This window comes from Vibrio sp. MEBiC08052, from assembly GCF_001506075.1.
Classification (GTDB): Bacteria; Pseudomonadota; Gammaproteobacteria; order Enterobacterales; family Vibrionaceae; genus Vibrio.
In genome coordinates this window covers 429,178-449,421 of record NZ_KQ947475.1, presented here as the reverse complement: position 1 = coordinate 449,421, position 20,244 = coordinate 429,178, and the positions used below count along the sequence as shown (strand labels likewise).

The 20,244-nt window shown below is 45.9% G+C and carries 20 protein-coding genes; 5 read left to right on the top strand and 15 right to left on the bottom strand.

What is annotated here, in order from left to right; translation table 11 throughout:
- Positions 1 to 247: 247 nt before the first annotated feature.
- Positions 248 to 3,031 (top strand): two-component sensor histidine kinase BarA, encoded by a 2,784-nt coding sequence (gene barA / locus VRK_RS02110; RefSeq protein ID WP_059119876.1) that lies wholly within the window; start codon positions 248 to 250, stop codon positions 3,029 to 3,031.
- Here the strand turns inward: barA and acpS are convergent.
- From acpS to rpoE, 11 genes are all read right to left on the bottom strand, one after another.
- Positions 3,020 to 3,409 (bottom strand): holo-ACP synthase, encoded by a 390-nt coding sequence (gene acpS, locus VRK_RS02105; protein WP_059119875.1) that lies wholly within the window; start codon positions 3,407 to 3,409, stop codon positions 3,020 to 3,022. The two genes, barA and acpS, sit on opposite strands and share 12 nt — an antisense overlap.
- Positions 3,410 to 3,412: 3 nt before the next feature.
- Positions 3,413 to 4,144: a pyridoxine 5'-phosphate synthase gene (pdxJ, locus tag VRK_RS02100; protein ID WP_059119874.1), complete on the bottom strand. Its 732-nt coding sequence runs from the start codon at positions 4,142 to 4,144 to the stop codon at positions 3,413 to 3,415.
- Positions 4,141 to 4,872, bottom strand: coding sequence for a DNA repair protein RecO (gene recO, locus VRK_RS02095; protein ID WP_059119873.1), 732 nt, complete (start codon positions 4,870 to 4,872; stop codon positions 4,141 to 4,143). The genes pdxJ and recO overlap by 4 nt, the downstream gene beginning before the upstream one ends.
- Before the next feature lie 93 nt (positions 4,873 to 4,965).
- Positions 4,966 to 5,931, bottom strand: a complete 966-nt coding sequence (gene era, locus VRK_RS02090) for a GTPase Era (protein ID WP_059119872.1) — start codon at positions 5,929 to 5,931, stop codon at positions 4,966 to 4,968.
- Positions 5,924 to 6,601: a ribonuclease III gene (gene rnc, locus VRK_RS02085; RefSeq protein WP_059119871.1), complete on the bottom strand. Its 678-nt coding sequence runs from the start codon at positions 6,599 to 6,601 to the stop codon at positions 5,924 to 5,926. The genes era and rnc overlap by 8 nt, the downstream gene beginning before the upstream one ends.
- Positions 6,602 to 6,684: 83 nt before the next feature.
- Positions 6,685 to 7,581, bottom strand: a complete 897-nt coding sequence (gene lepB, locus VRK_RS02080) for a signal peptidase I (RefSeq protein WP_059119870.1) — start codon at positions 7,579 to 7,581, stop codon at positions 6,685 to 6,687.
- A gap of 139 nt (positions 7,582 to 7,720) precedes the next feature.
- Entirely contained in the window at positions 7,721 to 9,514 is a 1,794-nt protein-coding gene (gene lepA / locus VRK_RS02075; protein ID WP_059119869.1) for a translation elongation factor 4, read from the bottom strand.
- A gap of 125 nt (positions 9,515 to 9,639) precedes the next feature.
- Positions 9,640 to 10,128: a SoxR reducing system RseC family protein gene (locus tag VRK_RS02070; protein WP_059119868.1), complete on the bottom strand. Its 489-nt coding sequence runs from the start codon at positions 10,126 to 10,128 to the stop codon at positions 9,640 to 9,642.
- Positions 10,125 to 11,108 (bottom strand): sigma-E factor regulatory protein RseB, encoded by a 984-nt coding sequence (gene rseB, locus VRK_RS02065; protein WP_059119867.1) that lies wholly within the window; start codon positions 11,106 to 11,108, stop codon positions 10,125 to 10,127. Before rseB ends, VRK_RS02070 begins: the two co-directional genes overlap by 4 nt.
- Entirely contained in the window at positions 11,105 to 11,767 is a 663-nt protein-coding gene (locus VRK_RS02060; RefSeq protein ID WP_059122604.1) for an RseA family anti-sigma factor, read from the bottom strand. The genes rseB and VRK_RS02060 overlap by 4 nt, the downstream gene beginning before the upstream one ends.
- Positions 11,768 to 11,799: 32 nt before the next feature.
- Complete coding sequence (gene rpoE / locus VRK_RS02055) at positions 11,800 to 12,372, bottom strand: RNA polymerase sigma factor RpoE (RefSeq protein WP_059119866.1); 573 nt, start codon at positions 12,370 to 12,372, stop codon at positions 11,800 to 11,802.
- 437 nt (positions 12,373 to 12,809) lie between these two features.
- Between rpoE and nadB the strand changes: the two genes are divergently transcribed.
- The gene (gene nadB / locus VRK_RS02050; RefSeq protein ID WP_059119865.1) at positions 12,810 to 14,423 is read left to right on the top strand and encodes an L-aspartate oxidase; all 1,614 of its coding nucleotides are present in this window, start codon (positions 12,810 to 12,812) and stop codon (positions 14,421 to 14,423) included.
- Positions 14,424 to 14,460: 37 nt separating this feature from the next.
- Here nadB and VRK_RS02045 read toward each other — a convergent pair whose 3' ends face one another.
- Entirely contained in the window at positions 14,461 to 14,808 is a 348-nt protein-coding gene (locus VRK_RS02045) for a hypothetical protein (RefSeq protein WP_059119864.1), read from the bottom strand.
- A 31-nt stretch (positions 14,809 to 14,839) separates the two neighbouring features.
- Positions 14,840 to 15,100, bottom strand: coding sequence for an FAD assembly factor SdhE (locus tag VRK_RS02040; RefSeq protein WP_059119863.1), 261 nt, complete (start codon positions 15,098 to 15,100; stop codon positions 14,840 to 14,842).
- A 311-nt stretch (positions 15,101 to 15,411) separates the two neighbouring features.
- Between VRK_RS02040 and ygfZ the strand changes: the two genes are divergently transcribed.
- The 3 genes from ygfZ (at position 15,412) to VRK_RS02025 (ending at position 17,745) form a co-directional block, all read left to right on the top strand.
- Positions 15,412 to 16,386, top strand: coding sequence for a tRNA-modifying protein YgfZ (gene ygfZ, locus VRK_RS02035; protein WP_059119862.1), 975 nt, complete (start codon positions 15,412 to 15,414; stop codon positions 16,384 to 16,386).
- On the top strand, positions 16,373 to 16,861 hold the full coding sequence (locus tag VRK_RS02030; RefSeq protein WP_443083403.1) for an aminoacyl-tRNA deacylase: 489 nt from the start codon (positions 16,373 to 16,375) through the stop codon (positions 16,859 to 16,861). Before ygfZ ends, VRK_RS02030 begins: the two co-directional genes overlap by 14 nt.
- A gap of 677 nt (positions 16,862 to 17,538) precedes the next feature.
- A complete protein-coding gene (locus VRK_RS02025) occupies positions 17,539 to 17,745 on the top strand; it encodes a DUF1107 domain-containing protein (protein ID WP_059119861.1) in 207 nt (68 codons plus the stop codon).
- 70 nt (positions 17,746 to 17,815) lie between these two features.
- Here VRK_RS02025 and VRK_RS02020 read toward each other — a convergent pair whose 3' ends face one another.
- Positions 17,816 to 19,036 (bottom strand): FAD-dependent 2-octaprenylphenol hydroxylase, encoded by a 1,221-nt coding sequence (locus VRK_RS02020; RefSeq protein WP_059119860.1) that lies wholly within the window; start codon positions 19,034 to 19,036, stop codon positions 17,816 to 17,818.
- Between the two features lie 11 nt (positions 19,037 to 19,047).
- A complete protein-coding gene (ubiH, locus tag VRK_RS02015; RefSeq protein WP_059122602.1) occupies positions 19,048 to 20,226 on the bottom strand; it encodes a 2-octaprenyl-6-methoxyphenyl hydroxylase in 1,179 nt (392 codons plus the stop codon).
- Positions 20,227 to 20,244 lie beyond the last annotated feature (18 nt).

The window sequence follows — 20,244 nt, the reverse complement described above, 5'->3', positions numbered from 1 at the left end:
TCCCACATCCACATCACGATGTTTAGCAAATAATCCGCTGAGAAAAAAGCAGGCAATAAAACGGCATAAAATTTCGTGAAATCATCACTATTCTTGTCAAGAATAAATTGTGAATTGTCGATGACTTGATTAAGCTAGCAGCTCAGATAAAGCTTCCTCCGTGACGGAAGAAAATCTCAACTGAAAGCAGAAAAGTGCATGACTCGATGCGTTATTTCTGATTCTTCATTATGATAATTAGAGACTAATGACCACCAAATATGGCTTGCGCACTCGCGTCATCACACTCACTCTGGCACCGACACTGATCATCGGTCTGCTGTTAAGTGCTTTTTTTTCTTATAATCGTTATCACGATCTTGAGTCTCAGGTTATTAATGCCGGCTCAAATATCATCGAGCCGCTAGCGATTGCCAGTGAAGAAGGGTTGGAGAAACATAGCCGGGAGTCGGTCAGACGAATCATCAGTTATGCTCACCGTAAGAATTCTCAGTTTGTCCGGAGTATCGCTGTTTTCGACAAGCACCATGAACTATTCGTCACGTCTAATTTCCACCCCAATTTCGAATCACTGACTTATCCGAAAAACAAACCTATTCCGATTTTGGGCAGCTCAGAAATGAAGGATAACAATACCTTAATTCTTCGCACCCCGATTCTGGCGGAAAGTCGGTTGATTGACGGCAGAGCAAATGCCGAGACCTTGCCGGTCCTTGGCTACATTGTCATTGAGCTTGACCTGTCATCGCTGAGGCTCCAACAGTATCAGGAAATTTTTTCCGCGATTTTAGTGTTGATTCTCGGCTTGGCACTTTCCGGGGCTTTTGCATTCCGTTTACTTCATGATGTGACTCGACCGATTACCCATATGAAAAATATGTTGGATCGGATCCGACGCGGGCATCTGGATGTGCGCATTGAGGGTGAAATGCATGGTGAACTGGATGAACTGAAAAAAGGCATCAATGCAATGGCGGTTTCTCTGTCGGAGTACCATGTCGAGATGCAACATAGCATTGATCAAGCGACCTCCGATCTAAGAGAAACACTCGAACAGCTTGAGATCCAAAACGTTGAACTGGATATAGCCAAAAAACGGGCTCAGGAAGCCGCTCGCGTAAAATCAGAGTTTCTGGCCAATATGTCTCACGAATTAAGAACACCATTGAATGGTGTGATTGGCTTCACCCGACAAATACTGAAAACGCAGCTCACCAATAGCCAGAAAGATTACCTGCAAACCATTGAACGTTCAGCGAATAACCTCTTGACGATCATTAATGACATCTTGGACTTCTCTAAACTGGAAGCCGGCAAACTGGCTCTCGAAAATGTGCCGTTTGAATTGCAGGAAAATCTCGAAGAGGTTGTCGATCTGCTGGCAACCAGCGCGCATGAGAAAGGACTGGAAATCAATCTAAAAGTTGATTCGAAGATTCCGGTCGGTCTGGTCGGGGATCCTCTCAGGATCCAGCAAGTTATCACTAACCTTGTCGGCAACTCAATTAAGTTCACGGAACGAGGTAATATTGATATCAGTGTCGAACTTCGTTCAGTCCGGGATGACTTGGTTGAACTTCAGTTTATGGTCCGGGATACGGGAATTGGTATTTCCGAACGACAACAAGCCCAGTTATTCCAGGCATTTAGTCAGGCCGATGCCAGTATTTCCCGCCGTTATGGCGGAACGGGACTAGGATTGGTGATCACCCAAAAACTGGTCAGTCAGATGGGTGGCGAGATTAGTCTGACCAGCCGTTTGCACCGGGGATCAACGTTTTGGTTTACGATTCGTCTTCATCCGACCGATATTATGATGGGTGAGTGGTACACCCAAAAACAATTGGCGGGGAAAGAAGTTCTGCTGATCGAATCCCATATGCAGTCTGCTTCTATTTTGCAGCAAACGCTGACGCAATCGGGCTTACGCGTCAACTATATGTCTGTATTACCGGACAACCCACCGCAATCCGACTACGTCATCCTCAACTTCTCCCCTGTCCAAAAACTGGTCTCTGAAGAAGCTGAAGCCCTGGTCAAAAAAGCGGTGGCTTGCTCAGAACATGTGTTGGTCGGGATTCCGAGTACCGAATTGGCACTGGCTGATCATCTAATGACGCATTATCCGATCAAGTGTCTCACCAAACCACTTGCGCGTAAAAAACTGCTACAAGTCATGTTGGATATTCATCCTGAACTGTCTTCTTTCCGCGAAGAAATCACGCACTCGGCTTCGATAGAGAAGATGCCGTTAACGGTCATGGCCGTCGATGACAACCCCGCGAATCTGAAGTTAATCACTGCACTTTTACAGGAAAGGGTTGATACAGTAATTAGCTGTACCAACGGAGAAGAAGCGGTCGAAATCGCGACTCGTCAGAAGTTTGATATTATCTTCATGGATATTCAGATGCCTAAAATGGATGGGGTCACCGCCTGTCAGGAAATCAAACAATTACCGCTCAATACCACCACCCCAGTGATTGCTGTAACGGCTCATGCCATGGTCGGCGAACGGGATCGTCTGCTCAGTGAAGGGATGGATGATTACCTGACGAAACCGATAGAAGAACATGTGCTGCAACAGGTTTTGGTTCACTGGAATCCTCAGCCACAACGGTCGCAACAAGATGCTTCAACAGTCGTGCGTCCACAATCGACTGATGTGACACAGCCAACGTCATCGCAACCCTTAGTGATCGACTGGAATATGGCCTTAAAACAGGCGGCGAATAAAGAAGATTTAGCCAAAGATATGCTGACGATGTTAGTTGACTCTATCCCAGAAATCCATCAGACCATTGAATCGTCGTTGAATGGCGAATCCGATCAGGAAACATTACTTCATCATATTCATAAGCTACATGGCAGCTGTTCCTATAGCGGTGTTCCCAGATTAAGAAAAATCTGCGCCACGCTGGAACAGTCATTGCGCTCAGGCTCGGCCATCAAAGACCTGGAGCCTGAACTATTTGAGTTGCAGGATGAGATGGCCAAAGTTGCTGAAGCAGCGCAACAATTAATGGCCTGAGTTTTCAAGAATCACAGAGGCAACAGCGTAGCGTCGCTCATCGGATATTGAAAGATGAATGGCGTTCACGCCAAATGACTGAGCAAATTCTTCGGCTTTACCACTCAACTGTAACCATGGTTTACCGTGTTCATCATTCAACACGGTAAAGTCCTGAAGTGATACGCCTTGTGCGATCCCGGTACCTAATGCTTTTGAGGCAGCTTCTTTGACCGCAAAACGTTTCGCTAAAAATCGCTCCGGTTTTTTACTCTGCACATAGATAGCAAGCTCACTTTCACTCAGAATGCGTTGTGCAAAGGCATCGCCATTTCTGGAAATCGCAGCCGCGATGCGCTCGATTTCGACAATATCTGTCCCAAAGCCGACGATTGCCATAAATTAACGCCGGGCCTCTATCATTAAGGACTTCATATCCGCCACAGCCTTAGCAAGCCCATCAAACACGGAACGACCAATGATCGAATGACCGATGTTCAGTTCGTGGATCTCCGGCATTGCCGCAATGGCAGCAACATTATGGTAAGTCAGCCCATGACCGGCATTGACGATCAGGCCAATATCACTGGCATAGCTGGCTGCCGCTGAAATTTTCTTCAACTCGTCTTGCTGAGCCACAGTAGTTTCAGCATCCGCATAGTGGCCTGTATGTAGCTCAACATAAGGAGCGCCACATGCTTTGGCAGCATCAATCTGCTCTTTATCGGCATCAATGAAAAGTGATACTTTGATGCCGGCATCAGTTAATTTCTGAGTGGCCGTTTTGACTTTCTCAAGTTGTCCTAAAACATCCAGACCGCCTTCTGTGGTTAATTCCTCACGCTTCTCAGGAACGAGACAAACGTAGTCCGGACAAACCTCCAATGCGATAGCCACCATTTCATCCGTAACGGCCATTTCTAAATTCATCCGGGTTTGTAGCGTCTCTCTTAGAATCTTCACATCACGATCAAGAATATGACGACGATCTTCTCTCAAATGAATCGTTATTCCATCTGCACCTGCACGTTCGGCAACCTCAGCTGCATGAACTGGATCGGGGTATTTAGTCCCACGTGCATTCCGTAATGTTGCAATATGATCGATATTAACGCCTAAAAGAATTGCGCTCATGTTCCTTTACTCCGTGCTCTCGAAATACCAATTTGAGAAATGAAAAGTTCTCGACTTTTTAATGGTTTTGCCCCCAGATAAGGTTTAAGTGCTATCCGGGTAAACCGTTTGGCAGCCTGTAACTGTGCTTGTGTCGTGAAGCGTCGCTCACTAATTGCAATCAACTCTTCTCCTACAAATGTCAGATTATCTTTGCGAACGGAGGCAATAAATCCTTTTTGTTCCCGATATCGATAAGTCATTGTCGGGACAATCGGTTCTCCGCTGCCGGCACAATGCAAAAAATCGACACCATAACCTAAACAAGCCAGCAGAGAGAGTTCAAAACGCCGTAAAGCAGGCTCTGGATTCGATGACTGCGCCAGTTCGGTCAATACTTGCAGATAATCATAAAAAAGCCCCGGCAAGGGAACTTCTGAAGGGATGAGTCGTGCCAGTAATTCATTGACATACAATGCTGAATATAAATGAATGCCAGTCAAAGGTAAACCCAGGCTAATCGGCTCGGCCTGACGCAATGTGCGCATCGTCCCCTTACCTGACCATTTCAGAAACAGTGGCACAAAGGGTTGCAACACACCTTTTAGCGGGGAGCGGATACGCCGCGCCCCTTTAGACAGTAAAGTCATTCGCCCGAATTCTTCACTGAAGATATCAATAATCAGACTACTCTCACTATACGAGCGTCGATGTAAAACAAAACAGCGCTGAAATTGGCTCTCTGACATCATTCCTATCTCTCTGAGGTGGCAACCTCAGGGGCTGTTGGACTTATCTCCAATGACGCTCGGTCGCCCCCGCGACAAGAGAAAGCGATATCACTATAAATCGTCAATATATCCCAGACTTCTCAGTGCTCTTTCATCGTCAGCCCAACCGGATTTCACTTTAACCCAAGTTTCCAGATAGACTTTTCGACCAAATAACGCTTCCATATCAAGCCGGGCTTCCCGACCTATCGTTTTAATTTTTTCGCCCCCTTTACCAATGATCATTTTCTTCTGGCCAATCCGCTCGACCAGAATCAAGCCATTGATATGAAAACCATCGGTTTCCGGGTTGTAATCAAACCGTTCAATATCGACCGTCACTGAATAAGGGAGCTCTTCACCAGTAAAACGCATGATCTTTTCCCGGAGGATCTCTGACGCCATAAAGCGTTGCGAGCGATCAGTCACATATTCACTCGGGAAATGGTGAACCGCTTTGGGAAGATGGTTGCGGACATGCTGACGAATCGCATCAATGTTTTTACCATGTTTTGCAGAAATGGGAATCACATCAACAAAATCCATCTTGGTGGACAGTTCGTACATATGCAACATCACTTCATTACGGTCTTTGACGTTATCGACTTTATTGACACAAAGAATGACCGGGAAACCCGCTTTATTCAGCTTGGTAAACACCATTTCATCATCTTTGGTCCAGTGTGTGCCTTCGACCAGAAAAAGAACCAAATTAACATCACTGAGTGAGCTGCTTGCAGCACGGTTCATGAGACGGTTAATCGCTCGTTTTTCCTCAATATGTAGTCCCGGCGTATCCACATAGATTGCCTGATAATCCCCGTCAGTATCGACGCCCATAATGCGGTGGCGTGTCGTCTGAGGCTTACGCGATGTTATCGAAATTTTCTGTCCCAGTAGCTGGTTCAGTAAGGTAGATTTCCCGACATTCGGTCGTCCGACAATCGCCACAAAACCACAATGTTGGTTCTCCGGTTTACTTTCTTCCTGACTTTCTGATGCAAAGAAAGCATCAATATCAAATTCTTTATCAGCCATTGTTCAATTGCTCTAGTGCTAGCTCTGCAGCCGCTTGTTCTGCCTTGCGGCGGCTGGTGCCTTTTCCGATAACAGGCATTCCAATACCCGCGACTTCACATGACACAGTAAACTCTTGGTTGTGTGCCTCACCTTTAATATTAGTCACTGTATAAACAGGAAGCGGTTTTCTTCTGCCTTGCAGGTACTCTTGCAGCCGAGTTTTGGGATCTTTTTGCGACACCCCGGGCTGAATCGCGTCCAGACGCGTCTGATACCAGTCTAAAATGATCCGTCGGATCGACTCAATATCACTATCCAAATAAATCGCGCCAATTATCGCTTCAACGGCATCGGCAAGAATCGAATCGCGGCGGAAACCGCCACTTTTTAATTCCCCTGGACCTAATTTTAAGTAATCTCCCAGCTCAAACTCCCGAGCCAGCTCAGCCAGAGTATTCCCCCGGACAAGCGTCGCACGCATCCGGCTCATATCACCTTCGTTACTCTTCGGAAAACGGTGATAAAGCTCATCTGCAATGACAAAACTTAAAATTGAATCGCCCAGAAATTCAAGACGTTCGTTATGATGACCATTCGCACTCCGGTGTGTCAGTGCAAGTTCCAGTACAGCACCATCATTGAACTGATACCCTATTTTTTTCTCAAGTTGATATGTTGGAGAATTCATGATTTCTCAATATTGAAAGGCTGATCTTATTGACCAGCCTGGTTAAATAAATGCCCCCGATAATCGTAATTATCCGGTAAATATTAATGAATCTGACCAATCCGATTCAAGCGGACGCCGGTCGGAATCCATGATGGTAATACGCTATCAGGCGAGCGGTTAAACTCAAAACTAATCCATATAGCAACAGCCTTACCGACCAAATTGGCTTCAGGAACAAATCCCCAGTAACGGCTATCGGCACTGTTATCCCGATTGTCACCCATCATAAAATAGTGCCCTTCAGGAACAACCCATTCATTCACCCCCGGACGAGGTTTATAATTCATCGGATTATCCATCCGCCATGGATTAATCAGAATATGGTGCTTCACCTGACCAAGTTGCTCATCCAGTTGATCCATCGGTGCAACATTCGATTTCAGTTCACTACGAACACGATTTGTCTGCGGCACGATCTTACATTCTGTCGTGTCTTTCGGCTGAATACAAAGGCGCTTATCCGGGCTATAGCGGATAATATCCCCCGGTAATCCGACAACACGTTTAATATAATCAACGCTAGGATCCGGCGGATAACGGAATACGGCAATGTCACCACGCTCCGGTTGACCGGTTGCCAAAAACTGTGTATGCGTCACCGGATCTTTCAAGCCATACGCAAATTTCTCAACCAGAATAAAATCACCGATCAGTAAGGTCGGTTTCATCGATCCCGATGGGATCTGGAACGGCTCAAAAATAAATGACCGAACAATCAAAACCAACGCAATAACGGGAAAAATAGAAACACTATTTTCCACCCACCACGGCTGCGGTAAAACTTTACTCTGTAGGGCTAGATCGATCTCTTTGGTCTGAGCCAGAATGTCATCGAGTTTTTGTTGGCGCTTTTTCGCCCAAACCAACTTCTCAAGCACCCAGATAATCCCTGTCACAAGCGTCACAATAACTAGTATGAGTGAAAATATATTCGCCATGAACTTCCCTTTGTTAAAAATACGAAAGTGAAAGAACCGAGATTCTTTCACTTGAGTTGTGTATATCCAAATCACTCAACATGTTGAAACGACATTTTGAGTTCATGGGGATATATCTGTTCAGCAGACCGAACGTCAATTAATCTTTACCAACATGAAGAATGGCTAAAAACGCCTCCTGAGGCAGCTCGACGTTACCAATCTGCTTCATCCGTTTTTTACCTTCTTTCTGCTTCTTCAACAATTTTTTCTTCCGGCTGACGTCACCACCGTAACATTTTGCCAGCACGTTTTTGCGTAATTGTTTCACCGTTGAACGTGCAATGACGTGGTTACCGATGGCAGCCTGAATCGCAATATCAAACATCTGGCGAGGAATGAATTCCTTCATTTTCTCAACCAACTGGCGTCCACGCGTTTGAGCCTGCTCTTTGTGGGTAATGATCGCCAAAGCATCAACCTTCTCACCGTTGAGCAACACATCAACTCGTACCATGTCTGATGTTTCAAAACGTTGGAAAGCATAATCCAGAGAAGCATAACCACGTGAGGTCGATTTCAAACGGTCAAAAAAGTCCAGAACCACTTCAGCCATCGGAATATCGTAAGTCAAAGCGACCTGATTGCCGTGGTAAATCATATCAACCTGCAAACCCCGTTTTTCGACGCAGAGTGTAATCACACTCCCCAGATAATCAGAAGGAACAAGAATATTACAACGGCTGATCGGTTCACGGATCTCATGGATATCATTCACCGCCGGTAACTTGGCAGGACTATCGATATGAATCACTTCACCATCGGTTTTCTCTACCTGGTAAACAACCGTTGGCGCGGTGGTGATCAAATCAAGATCGTATTCCCGTTCTAAACGCTCCTGAATAATCTCCATGTGCAGCATACCAAGGAAGCCACAACGGAAACCAAAACCAAGTGCTGCCGATGTCTCCGGCTCATAAAATAACGACGCATCATTGAGACTGAGTTTTCCGAGTGCATCACGGAAGTTTTCATATTCATCCGACGAAACTGGGAATAGCCCGGCATAGACCTGCGGTTTGACTTTCTTAAATCCGGGGAGCGGTTTCTCACACCCATGTTTTGCATGAGTTAACGTATCCCCGACCGGCGCACCGAGAATGTCTTTGATACCACAGACAACCCAGCCCACTTCACCAGTCCCTAACTTCTCGGTATCCACCTGCTTCGGTGTAAAGATCCCGATGCGATCAACGCCCCAGGTTTGCCCGGTACTCATGACTTTGATCTTATCGTTCTTTTTCAGGATCCCATTTTTAATCCGTACCAAAGAGACGACACCCAAATAATTGTCAAACCAAGAATCAATAATCAAGGCTTGCAAAGGCGCGTCTTCATCCCCTTCCGGTGGTGGAATATCTGAAACAATGCGTTCCAGAACATCATCGACACCAATCCCAGTCTTCGCCGAGCACCGCACAGCATCAATCGCATCAATGCCGACAATATCTTCGATTTCTTCCGCAACTCGTTCCGGTTCTGCCGCTGGTAAGTCGATCTTGTTCAGGACAGGCACGACTTCCAAATCCATTTCAATCGCGGTATAGCAGTTGGCGAGTGTCTGGGCTTCAACGCCTTGTCCGGCATCGACAACCAACAGTGCCCCTTCGCACGAAGCGAGAGAACGAGAGACTTCATAGGAAAAGTCAACGTGTCCGGGAGTATCGATAAAATTGAGCTGGTAGGTTTGTCCATCTTTTGCGAGGTAGTCCAGAGTCACACTCTGAGCTTTAATGGTAATACCACGTTCACGCTCAAGATCCATGGAATCTAGAACCTGTTCTGCCATTTCACGGTCAGCTAAGCCGCCACACACCTGAATCAGGCGATCGGAAAGGGTGGATTTACCGTGGTCGATATGGGCGATAATCGAAAAGTTACGAATGTGCTTCATAGGTTTGGGATGATTAAACTCTTTTAATATTTAGAAGAAAAAGAACAAACCGTCTCAAAGATACAGGTTCTATTCCATTTAAGTTGGCAGATTCTACCCAATTTAAAAGGGATTCGCATCATAAATCACTTCGAGACATCACGTCTGACAATCGGCTCTCCTAAAACCCGGAGCAAAACAACTTCTTCCTGAGACAACTTTTCCATTCGACGGGCCAATATTTTGGCAATCCATACGCCACCAGCGGTGAATAATAGGGTACAGGCTATCACCCATGGCTCGCCGCCACCAACCAATGGCGCAAACCAAAGCTGCCCAACTCCACCACCTAAAATCATCAGAAGCAAAGGAAGAAGATAAACAATGGCAGCAGACTGCAATAAACTTTTTTCAGGAAATCCAATTTCAACAACCTGCCCCGTTTTGACCTGCTGAGACGTATGCAGTCGCCAAGTCAGCACTTTCTTACCGATGGCTTTAGAGACCATCCCTGTACCACAGCTGGAAGAAGACGCACAGTGACTACAACTGGTCTGCTGCTGACAACTCAGTTCAACCTGATAATCACCAGAAGTTTCGTGCACTCGAGCAACCGTTGCCAAAGCCGTCATCATGGCTGACTTTCCTCTGACGTAATTTTCGAATGCAATTCAAACGTGATGGATTGTGCAATTCGTTTTGCAGTGGACGGTGGAATATCACCAATCACTGAGATTTCAGTTTTTCCCTTCACGACAGTCTGTAATGTCCGACGACCTTGACGGATCAACTGATTTTTCAACGAAAGATTGTCACTATCGGCAACATAAACCGAGAAACTAAACAGCCCGTCGGTATAGATCTGACTTTCGACCAAACGATCCGTGATTGCCATCCGGTAACGGTTCAACTCTTTAGAAGAAAATCCATTCGGAACCCAACCAACGCTCCAGAACGTTTTCTTCACTGGATTTTCAGGCAATGAAAGCACATGTGGCAATTGCGCTTTATTCAAACTCAGCATCAGCTCAGCCAGTTTATCACTCAGGGAATAGGAAATAGTCCGGTACTGCTCCAACACTTCACCGTCACGATCAACCAGATCAGCACGGAGTGGCAGATGACTTCGCTCATCGATCCACAGAACATAGGAATAACGCAGTCCATCTTTCGGCACCACACGAATAACCTGACATGCTGCACCGGCTTCTCTCCCACGACCAATTTTTACAAAGTCATAGTAATGACTCAGTTGAGTCATGTCACCGTGGAGTAATGGAATAACCGGTGCCACCATCCTGTTGGATTCGATGGTAAATGGCTCAATTCCCGGCTCGATATAGCTAACCTCATCACCACGACGGATAACCTCGCGAACAGGGCCGCTCAGATAGACCAAATGCGCCAAAGAATAACCATCTTCGACAGCATGACGATATAACAGTGGCTCAATCCCATTCTTTTTAATCAGAATATAAGAAAGCTCATAATTTAATTTTTGGCTGGCACGGCTCATCTGATGCAACAAAGCCTCTGCAGAGAGTTCATCTGCAAAGGCTAATGACACATTCAAGCTGAACAGCGCAGTTACAACACTGACCAGAAATTTTTTCATTCAACAACTAACTCTTGGTTTTCACCTGAACGGTCAGATGATTCCCGTTTTTGTTCGCTATAAAGTTTTAACTGTAGCTCATAATCTTGCAACATCGCATTGACGCGACGACGTTGCTCCTGAGCGCTATTTTCTGTCGTATGTCTCATCATCGAATCACGAGTCAGACTAACAGGCTCAGCCGTTCCAGCCAGAGGAATCGTCTGTAACACGGGAAGCTGTCCATTATCAGTGGTACTCATCCCATCAGATCCATCACCAGACTGATACTGTTGTACGCCCACAATGACGACCAGTGAGACACAAGCAGCAACAGCAACCTGTCCCAATTGACCTAACCATGCTGGTAACTGTCTTCTGGACTGATTTGGCAATGGCTGAGATTCCAAAGGTGTAATCGTCAAAATGTCCGGATTCTCAGTATTTTGTTGTTCATGAGCCAAATCTTTACGATGGATTGGTTCATCTTCCAACGCTAACGCAACCCGAGCGGCAATATCCCATTCCCCTTGAGGCGTATCACCACGCATCACATCACCAATCATGTGATAATTGCGCCATGTTTCTAAACCTTCATGATCTTGTGATAGATCGCTAATCAACGATTTATCGATCAACTCGCCATCCATAAGCGCCGAAAGTTTCTCTTTATCAGCCATTTTATTCACCATTATCTAGACAACTCCAGACATTACAAAAGCGAACCAATCCGCTTTTCTACCGCTTCTCGTGCTCGAAATATTCGTGACCTTACCGTTCCGACAGGGCAACTCATCACAACCGCAATTTCTTCATAGCTTAATCCTTCCAGCTCTCTCAGAGTCATTGCAGTCTTCAAATCTTCAGGCAACGCATCAATTGCCGCAAATACAGCATGTTTCAATTCTTTCGACAGCGTAATATTCTCTGGGTTCGAAATTTCTTTCAAAACATTACCACTTTCGTAATATTCAGCCTCTTCGGCATCCACATCATTTGCAGGCGGGCGTCTGCTTTGTGCAACTATATGGTTCTTTGCTGTATTCACGGCAATTCTGTAGAGCCACGTATAAAATGCACTTTCTCCCCGAAATGAAGGAATAGCCCGGTAGGCTTTAATAAAAGTATCCTGAGCGACATCAGCGACATCACCGCTGTTGTTTACATATCTGGCGATGAGGTTGCAAACTTTATTCTGGTACTTAACCACCAAAAGATTAAAGGCTTGCTTATCTCCACTCTGAACGCGCTCAATCAATACTTGATCAGTCAACTGCTCGTGCATTCGAGCGTATACTCCTATCGTTCATCCCTTACCTTCTCAGATATGGGTATTAATACTTCAAAATGTAGTATTGACACCACCGCTTACATGAGCAGTATAGTGAGACTCATGCACAGGAAAATAGTTCCCCACCTGCGGTGAAATTTTTCTTCATATTAAAGATGAATCGGTCGCTTCACAAATCAGCGCTTCGTCACTTTCCTCAAATGAGGTAAAATTTCACCGATGTCAACCGTGTTTATTCAAGCATTGCATGTAGTGAAAGAGAAAAACAAGCGAAATCGGGAAATCATTCATTTTTATCTGACTGATTCATTATATCGCCGCTACGTTTCAATACTTAAGATCCAATTGTCGCTTCAGGGAACTTGTTCATGACTGAAAACAACATGAATGGAAGAGAAATAGATTAGGAATTGTTGGGAAAAAATAAAACTATGCGTGTAAATCAAGAGCATCGGTGTGATGTACTAGTTATCGGAAGCGGGGCTGCCGGACTTTCGCTCGCACTACGTGTTGCAAAACAATGTCAGGTCATTGTTCTGAGTAAAGGGGCCTGGAGTGAAGGCGCGACCTATTATGCACAAGGTGGTATTGCTGCTGTATTCGATGAGTCCGACAGTATCGAATCACATGTTCAGGATACGCTGATTGCCGGTGGCGGCATCTGTGAAGAAGAGACGGTTCGCTTTATTGCTGAAAATGCTAAAAAGTGTGTTCAGTGGCTGATTGATGGCGGTGTGCCATTTGATCTGGACGAAGACAGTCACCAAGACCATCCGAAGTATCATTTGACCCGGGAAGGCGGACACAGCCACCGTAGAATCCTCCATGCTGCGGACGCTACAGGCATGGCGATGCAGACATCGTTACAAGATAACGTCATCAATCATCCGAATATCAAAGTGCTGGAGCGCCATAACGCACTTGATTTGATCACTGAAGACAAAATTGGCGGTGACCCGAAGAAAGTTATCGGAGCCTATGTCTGGAACCGCAACGATGAGCATGTCGAAACAATTAAAGCAAAATTTATCATTCTGGCGACCGGCGGTGCATCCAAAGTATACCAATATACATCCAATCCTGATGTTTCATCAGGTGACGGGATAGCCATGGCTTGGCGTGCAGGCTGCCGAGTTGCCAACCTAGAGTTCAACCAGTTTCATCCCACCTGCCTATACCACCCGGATTCACGCAACTTTTTGCTGACCGAAGCCCTAAGGGGTGAAGGTGCTTTCTTACGTCGCCCCGATGGTTCTCGATTCATGCCGGATTTTGACGAGCGAGCGGAGCTTGCACCGCGGGATGTAGTCGCCAGAGCAATCGACTACGAAATGAAACGGATTGGTGCAGATTGTATGTATCTGGACATCAGCCATAAACCAGCGGACTTCATAGAAAAACATTTCCCGACGATATCCGCCCGCCTCCAGAGTCTGGGAATCGACATGACGAAAGAGCCGATCCCGATTGTTCCGGCAGCACACTATACCTGTGGTGGGGTGATGGTAAATCGACAAGGGGAAACCGATCTGAAGCAACTTTATGCCATTGGCGAAGTCAGCTACACCGGCTTACATGGTGCGAACAGAATGGCATCCAACTCCTTACTGGAATGTGTGGTTTATGCCCGTTCTGCGGCACAAGATATTCTCAGTAAACTCGAAGATGCTCAGCTTGCCAAGTCGCTTCCTCCGTGGGATGAAAGCCAAGTTACCTGCTCCGATGAAGAAGTTGTCATTCAACATAACTGGCATGAGCTGCGGCTCTTTATGTGGGATTACATGGGCATCGTTCGAACCGATAAACGCTTAGAACGCGCCCTGAGAAGGATTCACCTGCTTCAGCAGGAAACACATGAATACTATAGTAATTTCAGGGTTTCCAATAATCTAATCGAGCTCAGAAACTTACTTCAGGTGGCCGAACTGATGATCTGTTGTGCGATGCAGCGCAAGGAGAGCCGCGGACTGCATTACACGCTGGATTATCCGGAGCAATTGGAGAATAGCGGCCCAACCGTCCTTGATCCTAAAGACTTCTCTTGATCCCAAAGTATCAAAGCATGTTGCAGTACATTGCTGGTCAACGGAGGTGATAACGCCTCCGTTTTTCCATCACCAACAACTGCCGATATGTCTGCTCCCGGCAGCTATCACGCCACAGCATCTGCCGTTTACCATGTTCTCCGACAAAAATCACGAACCAGATTGCAAATGAGAGTTCAACGCGCTCAATCCTCTGTTGTTGAGCGTCAGCGATCAGCATTCCCGTATCCGTATAGCGGCATGGTGCTGAGATCACAGGCAATAAGAGTCGTTGTTCATGCCAGATGTTCAACAGCCAGCAGATACAAATAATCGAAGGAATCAGGGGAAAATCGGTAGAAATTAATGCCCAGATGGAAAGTTGAACAATCAACCATTGCACCATATAGGCATTCAAAGAGACTGAGGCGTAAAGATTAACGGACTTTACCAAGGTTATAAGCAACTATCTTATCAACCATCGAAGCATGACTGAGATTTTCACTCCGCTTGTGCCCCATCAGCCAAGAAAAGAGATCCGGATCATCACTTTCCAGCAAAGAGACAAAATCCTGCTGATCGGATTCACTCAATTGATCAAAACATTCCTCAAAGAATGACATAATCACCACATCTAGTTCCAACATACCACGTCGGCATGCCCATTTAATACGGGCTTTCTCTTCGTCGGTATACATTCTAAAACCTCATTGATTTAATTTTTATTAGTGTATCAAGGGAGTGTTCTACCCGCTACTAACTGGGTCACAGTCCAATCAAAGCGACAAAACTTATCCGATTTAACATACCTTCCTGACGATTAGCAAAAGATTTATCCGAAAACGATTGTATGATTTGAACTCGCCCGTATTTGTCAGTGAATGTCTACCATGAATTAGTGTCGCGAGCCATCCTTGCAACATAAGAAAGTCTATCTCAACGGTGATTTGGGAATCAAAAGATTTACGTATAGAATGTCTCCATTCAATCGGCACAAGGTGATACAGATATGAATCAGGAAAACAACTTTCACCCTTTCGAACATACGCCAGAGACGCCATTACCGAACTTACTCCTCACTCATCTCACGTCATGGGGATATATTTCCGCCACCGGAGCGGATCAGAAATCCTATCTGCAAGGTCAGATTACCTGTGACATTGTTTCGCTCGCGAAAAATCAATCAACGTTCGGTGCACATTGCGACCCGAAAGGAAAAGTCTGGTCGGTATTTCGAATTTTCCAACACCAAAATGGCTACGCCATGTTCCAACCCGCCAGTGCCATCGATGCCGAACTCAAGGCACTTAAAAAATATGCGGTATTTTCTAAGATCGAGCTTACACAGGGCGATGACATTCTCCTCGGTGTCATGGGAAAAGATGCTGAACATTATATCAATAGCCTTAGTGATACCCGTGGCGATGTCCGGGACATCGCGGGAGGAACAGCAGTAAAAATCTCTGCACAACGCTGGTTATTAATCACGGACAAACCGACAGCACAATCAGTGATAGCCGCCTTTCAGGGTGAAAAAGTCACTGAAAGCTTATGGACCCGTTTTGACATTGAAGAAGCCCTGCCAATTGTGACGGCAGATGAGCAGGAACAACACATTCCTCAAGCACTGAATGTTCAGGCTCTCGGTGGAATTAGCTTTAGCAAAGGCTGTTATACCGGGCAGGAAATCGTAGCGCGAGCAAAGTATCGAGGCACGAACAAACGCGCGATGTACATACTCAAAGGAAACCTCGACACAACACTCAACAGTGATCAACCACTTGAATTGGAACGTTCCGTCGGAGAAAACTGGCGCAGTGTCGGCCGCTTTCTTGCCATCTATCCATTCAGTGATCATTCAGCCATCGGTCTCATCATCCTACCCAACAATTTGGAAGAAGATACCCAATTCAGAATCGCGGGCGCACCACAAACAGAGTGGATGATACAACCTCTCCCTTATGGCCTGGATGATGAATCCTAATCTGGATACCCAAGTACTTGCATTCCTTCGCCAGCAGCAGGTCCCACACCGACTGCTGTTACAACAAGCAGCCGTCACGATCAAAGCGGCTGCTGTTTTACGTGGTGTTCACCCAGATCAGATGGTCAAGTGCATTCTACTCAGAGATATGAGTGAGCGTTATGCATTAGCTTGTGTACCGGGTCATCTGTCCGTAGACCCCAAAAAAGTCAGATCCTACTTTGGGTGGAGAAGAATGACGTGTGCAACAAGCGACCAAGTTTTGCAGGTAACAGGCTATCCTGTCGGTGCGGTCACACCGTTACTACTTAAAACCAATATACCGATTCTGTTTGATCCTGAAATTTTCCAAGAATCAGAAATTACCATCAGTAGCGGTGATCTTCATGCCGGCATCGCAATGCAAGCCAAAGACCTATTGGAACTTGTTCAGCCCACCATCCTCTCCATTCATCGCGAATACTCTGTCGGTTAGTGTAATCTATTGCAAAAATATGTGACAAGATTCAAATATAATCAAATCAATAAATGAATTATTAGTCAAAAATAAAACATAAATAGTCATTTATCGTTTTTTCACGTAGTCTGTTGCTGTTGGTTCAGTTACGCATTTTTAACATAATTGCGACTGAATCGACTAAAAAGTGAAACTGATTCAAGTCAGTACATCCACTTTTTGTGTAATGCATCTGTGACTATTCGCCCGTATCTAACAGATGCGGGCTTTTTTTCATTAAAGCCAGGGATTTTTTTTGACAGGTATCGGTCAAAAACTATATTCATGGATAGACACCATAAAATTTAACAATGATTCAGCAATTTTGTTATAAAAGTGTCACAATGATCCGGCCTAATAGTCCACCGAGAACGGGGACAGCACATTGTTGCAGAAGATGTGTGTAAGCTGTCTAAAAGTTAACAGACTCGATACAAATAATTCATTTTATTCTGTTAAATATGTAGATGGCAGCACAAAAATTCAATTAACTCATCATGTTATGATTATTTCACTACAAATATCACAACATGAAGCACGAAACAAAATAGAATTGTTAGGGTGAGTTGAGTTCTCACAAGGTTGATGTTGAGGTTTGCTGGCTTTGAAGTCATCAGGCGAACCATCACCTCAGGTATTCAGGAAAGGACGATAATATGAGACTGTTTAAGCGCTATACACCGAGTATGATTGCTAAACATATTAGTCGGCTATTTAAAGGTAGAATCTATATTGACGGTATCGGTAAATTTGAGTTCGATCAGGGGAAACTGATGCTTCCGGAACAAGCAGAACCACGTCATTATCGAACGGTCAAAGAAATTAATCAGGAAATCATACGGCTCAAATACGTACACGCATAAGTCAGACAGGGCAACAAAACTCGTTGCCCTTCAGTGCCAATCTATGGCGATATTTCACTCGGTATTCAGTTCACTCTAAATTCAGTGCTTTCGCCAACTCAGGTAAGTGACCCCGAATCCCCAAAGCCCGCAGCATCATTTCGTTTTTGACATTCGGTACTTGATTCAACACCGACATCCCTATTCCTCGAACTAATTTTTTCGCCGGGAAATCTCCGGAAAATAATGTCTTAAATCCCTGCATTGCCGCAATCATCTTGGCAGCTTCGGCTTTTCTCCAGCGTTCATATTGTCGCAAGTTCCGCTGGTATCCGATGTCTTTCCCTTGCTGCCATAACGTTTTGATTTCCTGAGCTAATGATGCGGCATCAAGTAACCCGAGGTTGACTCCCTGCCCTGCCAGTGGATGAATGGTATGAGCGGCATCTCCAGCTAATGCAATGCGCTCACAGACAAAGTCTCGGGCATAACGCATTTTCAAAGGGAAGACAGCTCGCTCGCTAACCAACTCACATAGGCCAAGATGCCGGTCAAATTCAGTACAGAGTGAGCGATTGAATTGCTCTGCGGTCATATTGAGCAATGCTTCTGCCCGCAGGGGCTCCGTGGACCAAACAATCGAACACATATGCGGATCTGCCAAAGGCAAAAATGCCAACGGCCCCTGTGGTGTAAAGATCTGCCGTGCAATGTGCTGATGAGGTTCTTCCGTTATCACATTCGCGACCAAAGCAGCATGGCCGTAATCCCAGTGTGTCAATGGAATATTCTGCTGCTGACGAACCCAAGAGTTTGCGCCATCCGTTCCCACAACCAGCTTCGCCGTCAAAGAACTACCGTTATCCAGAGTCAACCAGGCTTCACTTTCACCCACAACCAGACTCTGGCAATGAGCAGGCATAAAAAAGGTGACATTTTGCTGGGATTGCACCACATCCAAAGCAGCCAGCTGAACCACTCTGTTCTCAACGATATGTCCTAAATCTGGCTGAGTAAGCTGTTGACAGTCAAACTCAATCCGGGCAAAGCTGTCTTTTTCCCAAACATGCATTTCACCATAAGGGGATGCCCGACGTCGGGTAATACCTTCCCAGATCCCAACATTCTTTAAGATATGCTCACTGGCCCGGCTCAAGGCTGAAACGCGACTATCCGGAACTTCATCTAATGTTGAGTCCGGTGTATGGCCTTCAATCACAGCAATTCTCAAATCTGTATTTTTCAGTGCTGCGGCCAACGTCAACCCAACCATACCACCACCGATAATGGCAATATCAAAACTTTGCATCATATAAAAACCTTCTAACGAGATACGTATCCCAGCGTCCGAGTCAACAAGGGTTGTTTGAGCACCGGGAGGTTATCAATGGCCATCAATCCTAAATTTCTTCCCACAACCGCAGGGAACCACGCATTGGAGAAAATGTGGACCAAGGTGGAAGTCATTGTCATTGTTTTTTGTCGATCGGGGGTCCGACGTTGTTGAAATGCAGACAGCGCAGCATAACATCCGACATCATCCGGATGGCGTCGTACTTCTTCCACCAATGTTGCGATATCCCGAATACCCAGATTAAATCCCTGCCCGGCAATCGGGTGGAGCGTTTGTGCTGCATTGCCGATAATGGCGAAACGATGGGAAACCGCACGCGTGCGATAAGTCAGTTTGAGAGGATAAGCCGTCCGCGTTCCGACACGCGTCATTTTCCCCAGTCGCCACCCAAATGCTTGCTGGAGTTGGGACAGAAATGTTTCATCGTCCCAGCGTATCATCTCTTCCAAAGTATCAGGCCTCACGCACCACACCATCGACATCCGTTGGTGCGACATAGGCAGCAGAGCCAACGGTCCGGAAGTCGTAAAACGTTCAAAAGCCCGTCCCTGATGAGGTTGATTCAATTCGACATTAGCAATCACTGCAACCTGTTCAAAGTCATGCACTGCAGAGGTGATTCCCAATTGGCGACAACAGGTCGATGTATTGCCATCGGCAGCAACCAACAACTTACCACGGAGAGTCGATTGATCTTCGAGCTGCACTCGTACATCGTCTGTGGTTCGTTCAACGCTGTGGATCGTAGCCGGACAAAACAGAGCAATCGCGGCACGTTCCTGCAACAAACGATGGTAGACTTGACCGACACCGGCCAACTCAACCACATAACCCAGTGCCGACATCCCAAGATGACTGGCTTCGAGATCCGTCATTCCTGTATGTCCCCGATCGGAGACATGAATACGAGAAATCGGTGTGACATAAGGTTGGATGGCATCCCAGAGCCGGTAGGCTTTGAGTATTTGAACAGTTCCGTCAGAAAGTGCAATTGATCGCGCATCAAATCCGGGATGCGCCTGAGCCGAAAAATCACACGACTCAACCACAGCGATCCGAAGTTTTCCACCGAAACTGGCATCTAATGCCAGTGCCAGTGTCGCTCCGGCCATTGCACCACCAGAGATAATGACATCAAACATTTTCATTCGACTGCTTTCCGTTTG

Excerpts from the sequence above, each read along its gene's own strand:
- VRK_RS02040 (WP_059119863.1), bottom strand. The coding sequence starts at position 15,100 with ATGTATACCGACGAAGAGAAAGCCCGTATTAAATGGGCATGCCGACGT.
- VRK_RS02070 (WP_059119868.1), bottom strand. The coding sequence starts at position 10,128 with ATGATGACGGCTTTGGCAACGGTTGCTCGAGTGCACGAAACTTCTGGT.
- rnc (WP_059119871.1), bottom strand. The coding sequence starts at position 6,601 with ATGAATTCTCCAACATATCAACTTGAGAAAAAAATAGGGTATCAGTTC.
- ygfZ (WP_059119862.1), top strand. The coding sequence starts at position 15,412 with ATGAATCAGGAAAACAACTTTCACCCTTTCGAACATACGCCAGAGACG.
- rseB (WP_059119867.1), bottom strand. The coding sequence starts at position 11,108 with ATGAAAAAATTTCTGGTCAGTGTTGTAACTGCGCTGTTCAGCTTGAAT.
- VRK_RS02045 (WP_059119864.1), bottom strand. The coding sequence starts at position 14,808 with ATGGTGCAATGGTTGATTGTTCAACTTTCCATCTGGGCATTAATTTCT.
- lepA (WP_059119869.1), bottom strand. The coding sequence starts at position 9,514 with ATGAAGCACATTCGTAACTTTTCGATTATCGCCCATATCGACCACGGT.
- ubiH (WP_059122602.1), bottom strand. The coding sequence starts at position 20,226 with ATGAAAATGTTTGATGTCATTATCTCTGGTGGTGCAATGGCCGGAGCG.
- nadB (WP_059119865.1), top strand. The coding sequence starts at position 12,810 with ATGCGTGTAAATCAAGAGCATCGGTGTGATGTACTAGTTATCGGAAGC.
- acpS (WP_059119875.1), bottom strand. The coding sequence starts at position 3,409 with ATGGCAATCGTCGGCTTTGGGACAGATATTGTCGAAATCGAGCGCATC.
- VRK_RS02020 (WP_059119860.1), bottom strand. The coding sequence starts at position 19,036 with ATGATGCAAAGTTTTGATATTGCCATTATCGGTGGTGGTATGGTTGGG.
- VRK_RS02025 (WP_059119861.1), top strand. The coding sequence starts at position 17,539 with ATGAGACTGTTTAAGCGCTATACACCGAGTATGATTGCTAAACATATT.
- barA (WP_059119876.1), top strand. The coding sequence starts at position 248 with ATGACCACCAAATATGGCTTGCGCACTCGCGTCATCACACTCACTCTG.
- VRK_RS02060 (WP_059122604.1), bottom strand. The coding sequence starts at position 11,767 with ATGGCTGATAAAGAGAAACTTTCGGCGCTTATGGATGGCGAGTTGATC.
- pdxJ (WP_059119874.1), bottom strand. The coding sequence starts at position 4,144 with ATGAGCGCAATTCTTTTAGGCGTTAATATCGATCATATTGCAACATTA.
- lepB (WP_059119870.1), bottom strand. The coding sequence starts at position 7,581 with ATGGCGAATATATTTTCACTCATACTAGTTATTGTGACGCTTGTGACA.
- era (WP_059119872.1), bottom strand. The coding sequence starts at position 5,931 with ATGGCTGATAAAGAATTTGATATTGATGCTTTCTTTGCATCAGAAAGT.
- recO (WP_059119873.1), bottom strand. The coding sequence starts at position 4,872 with ATGTCAGAGAGCCAATTTCAGCGCTGTTTTGTTTTACATCGACGCTCG.
- VRK_RS02030 (WP_443083403.1), top strand. The coding sequence starts at position 16,373 with ATGATGAATCCTAATCTGGATACCCAAGTACTTGCATTCCTTCGCCAG.
- rpoE (WP_059119866.1), bottom strand. The coding sequence starts at position 12,372 with ATGCACGAGCAGTTGACTGATCAAGTATTGATTGAGCGCGTTCAGAGT.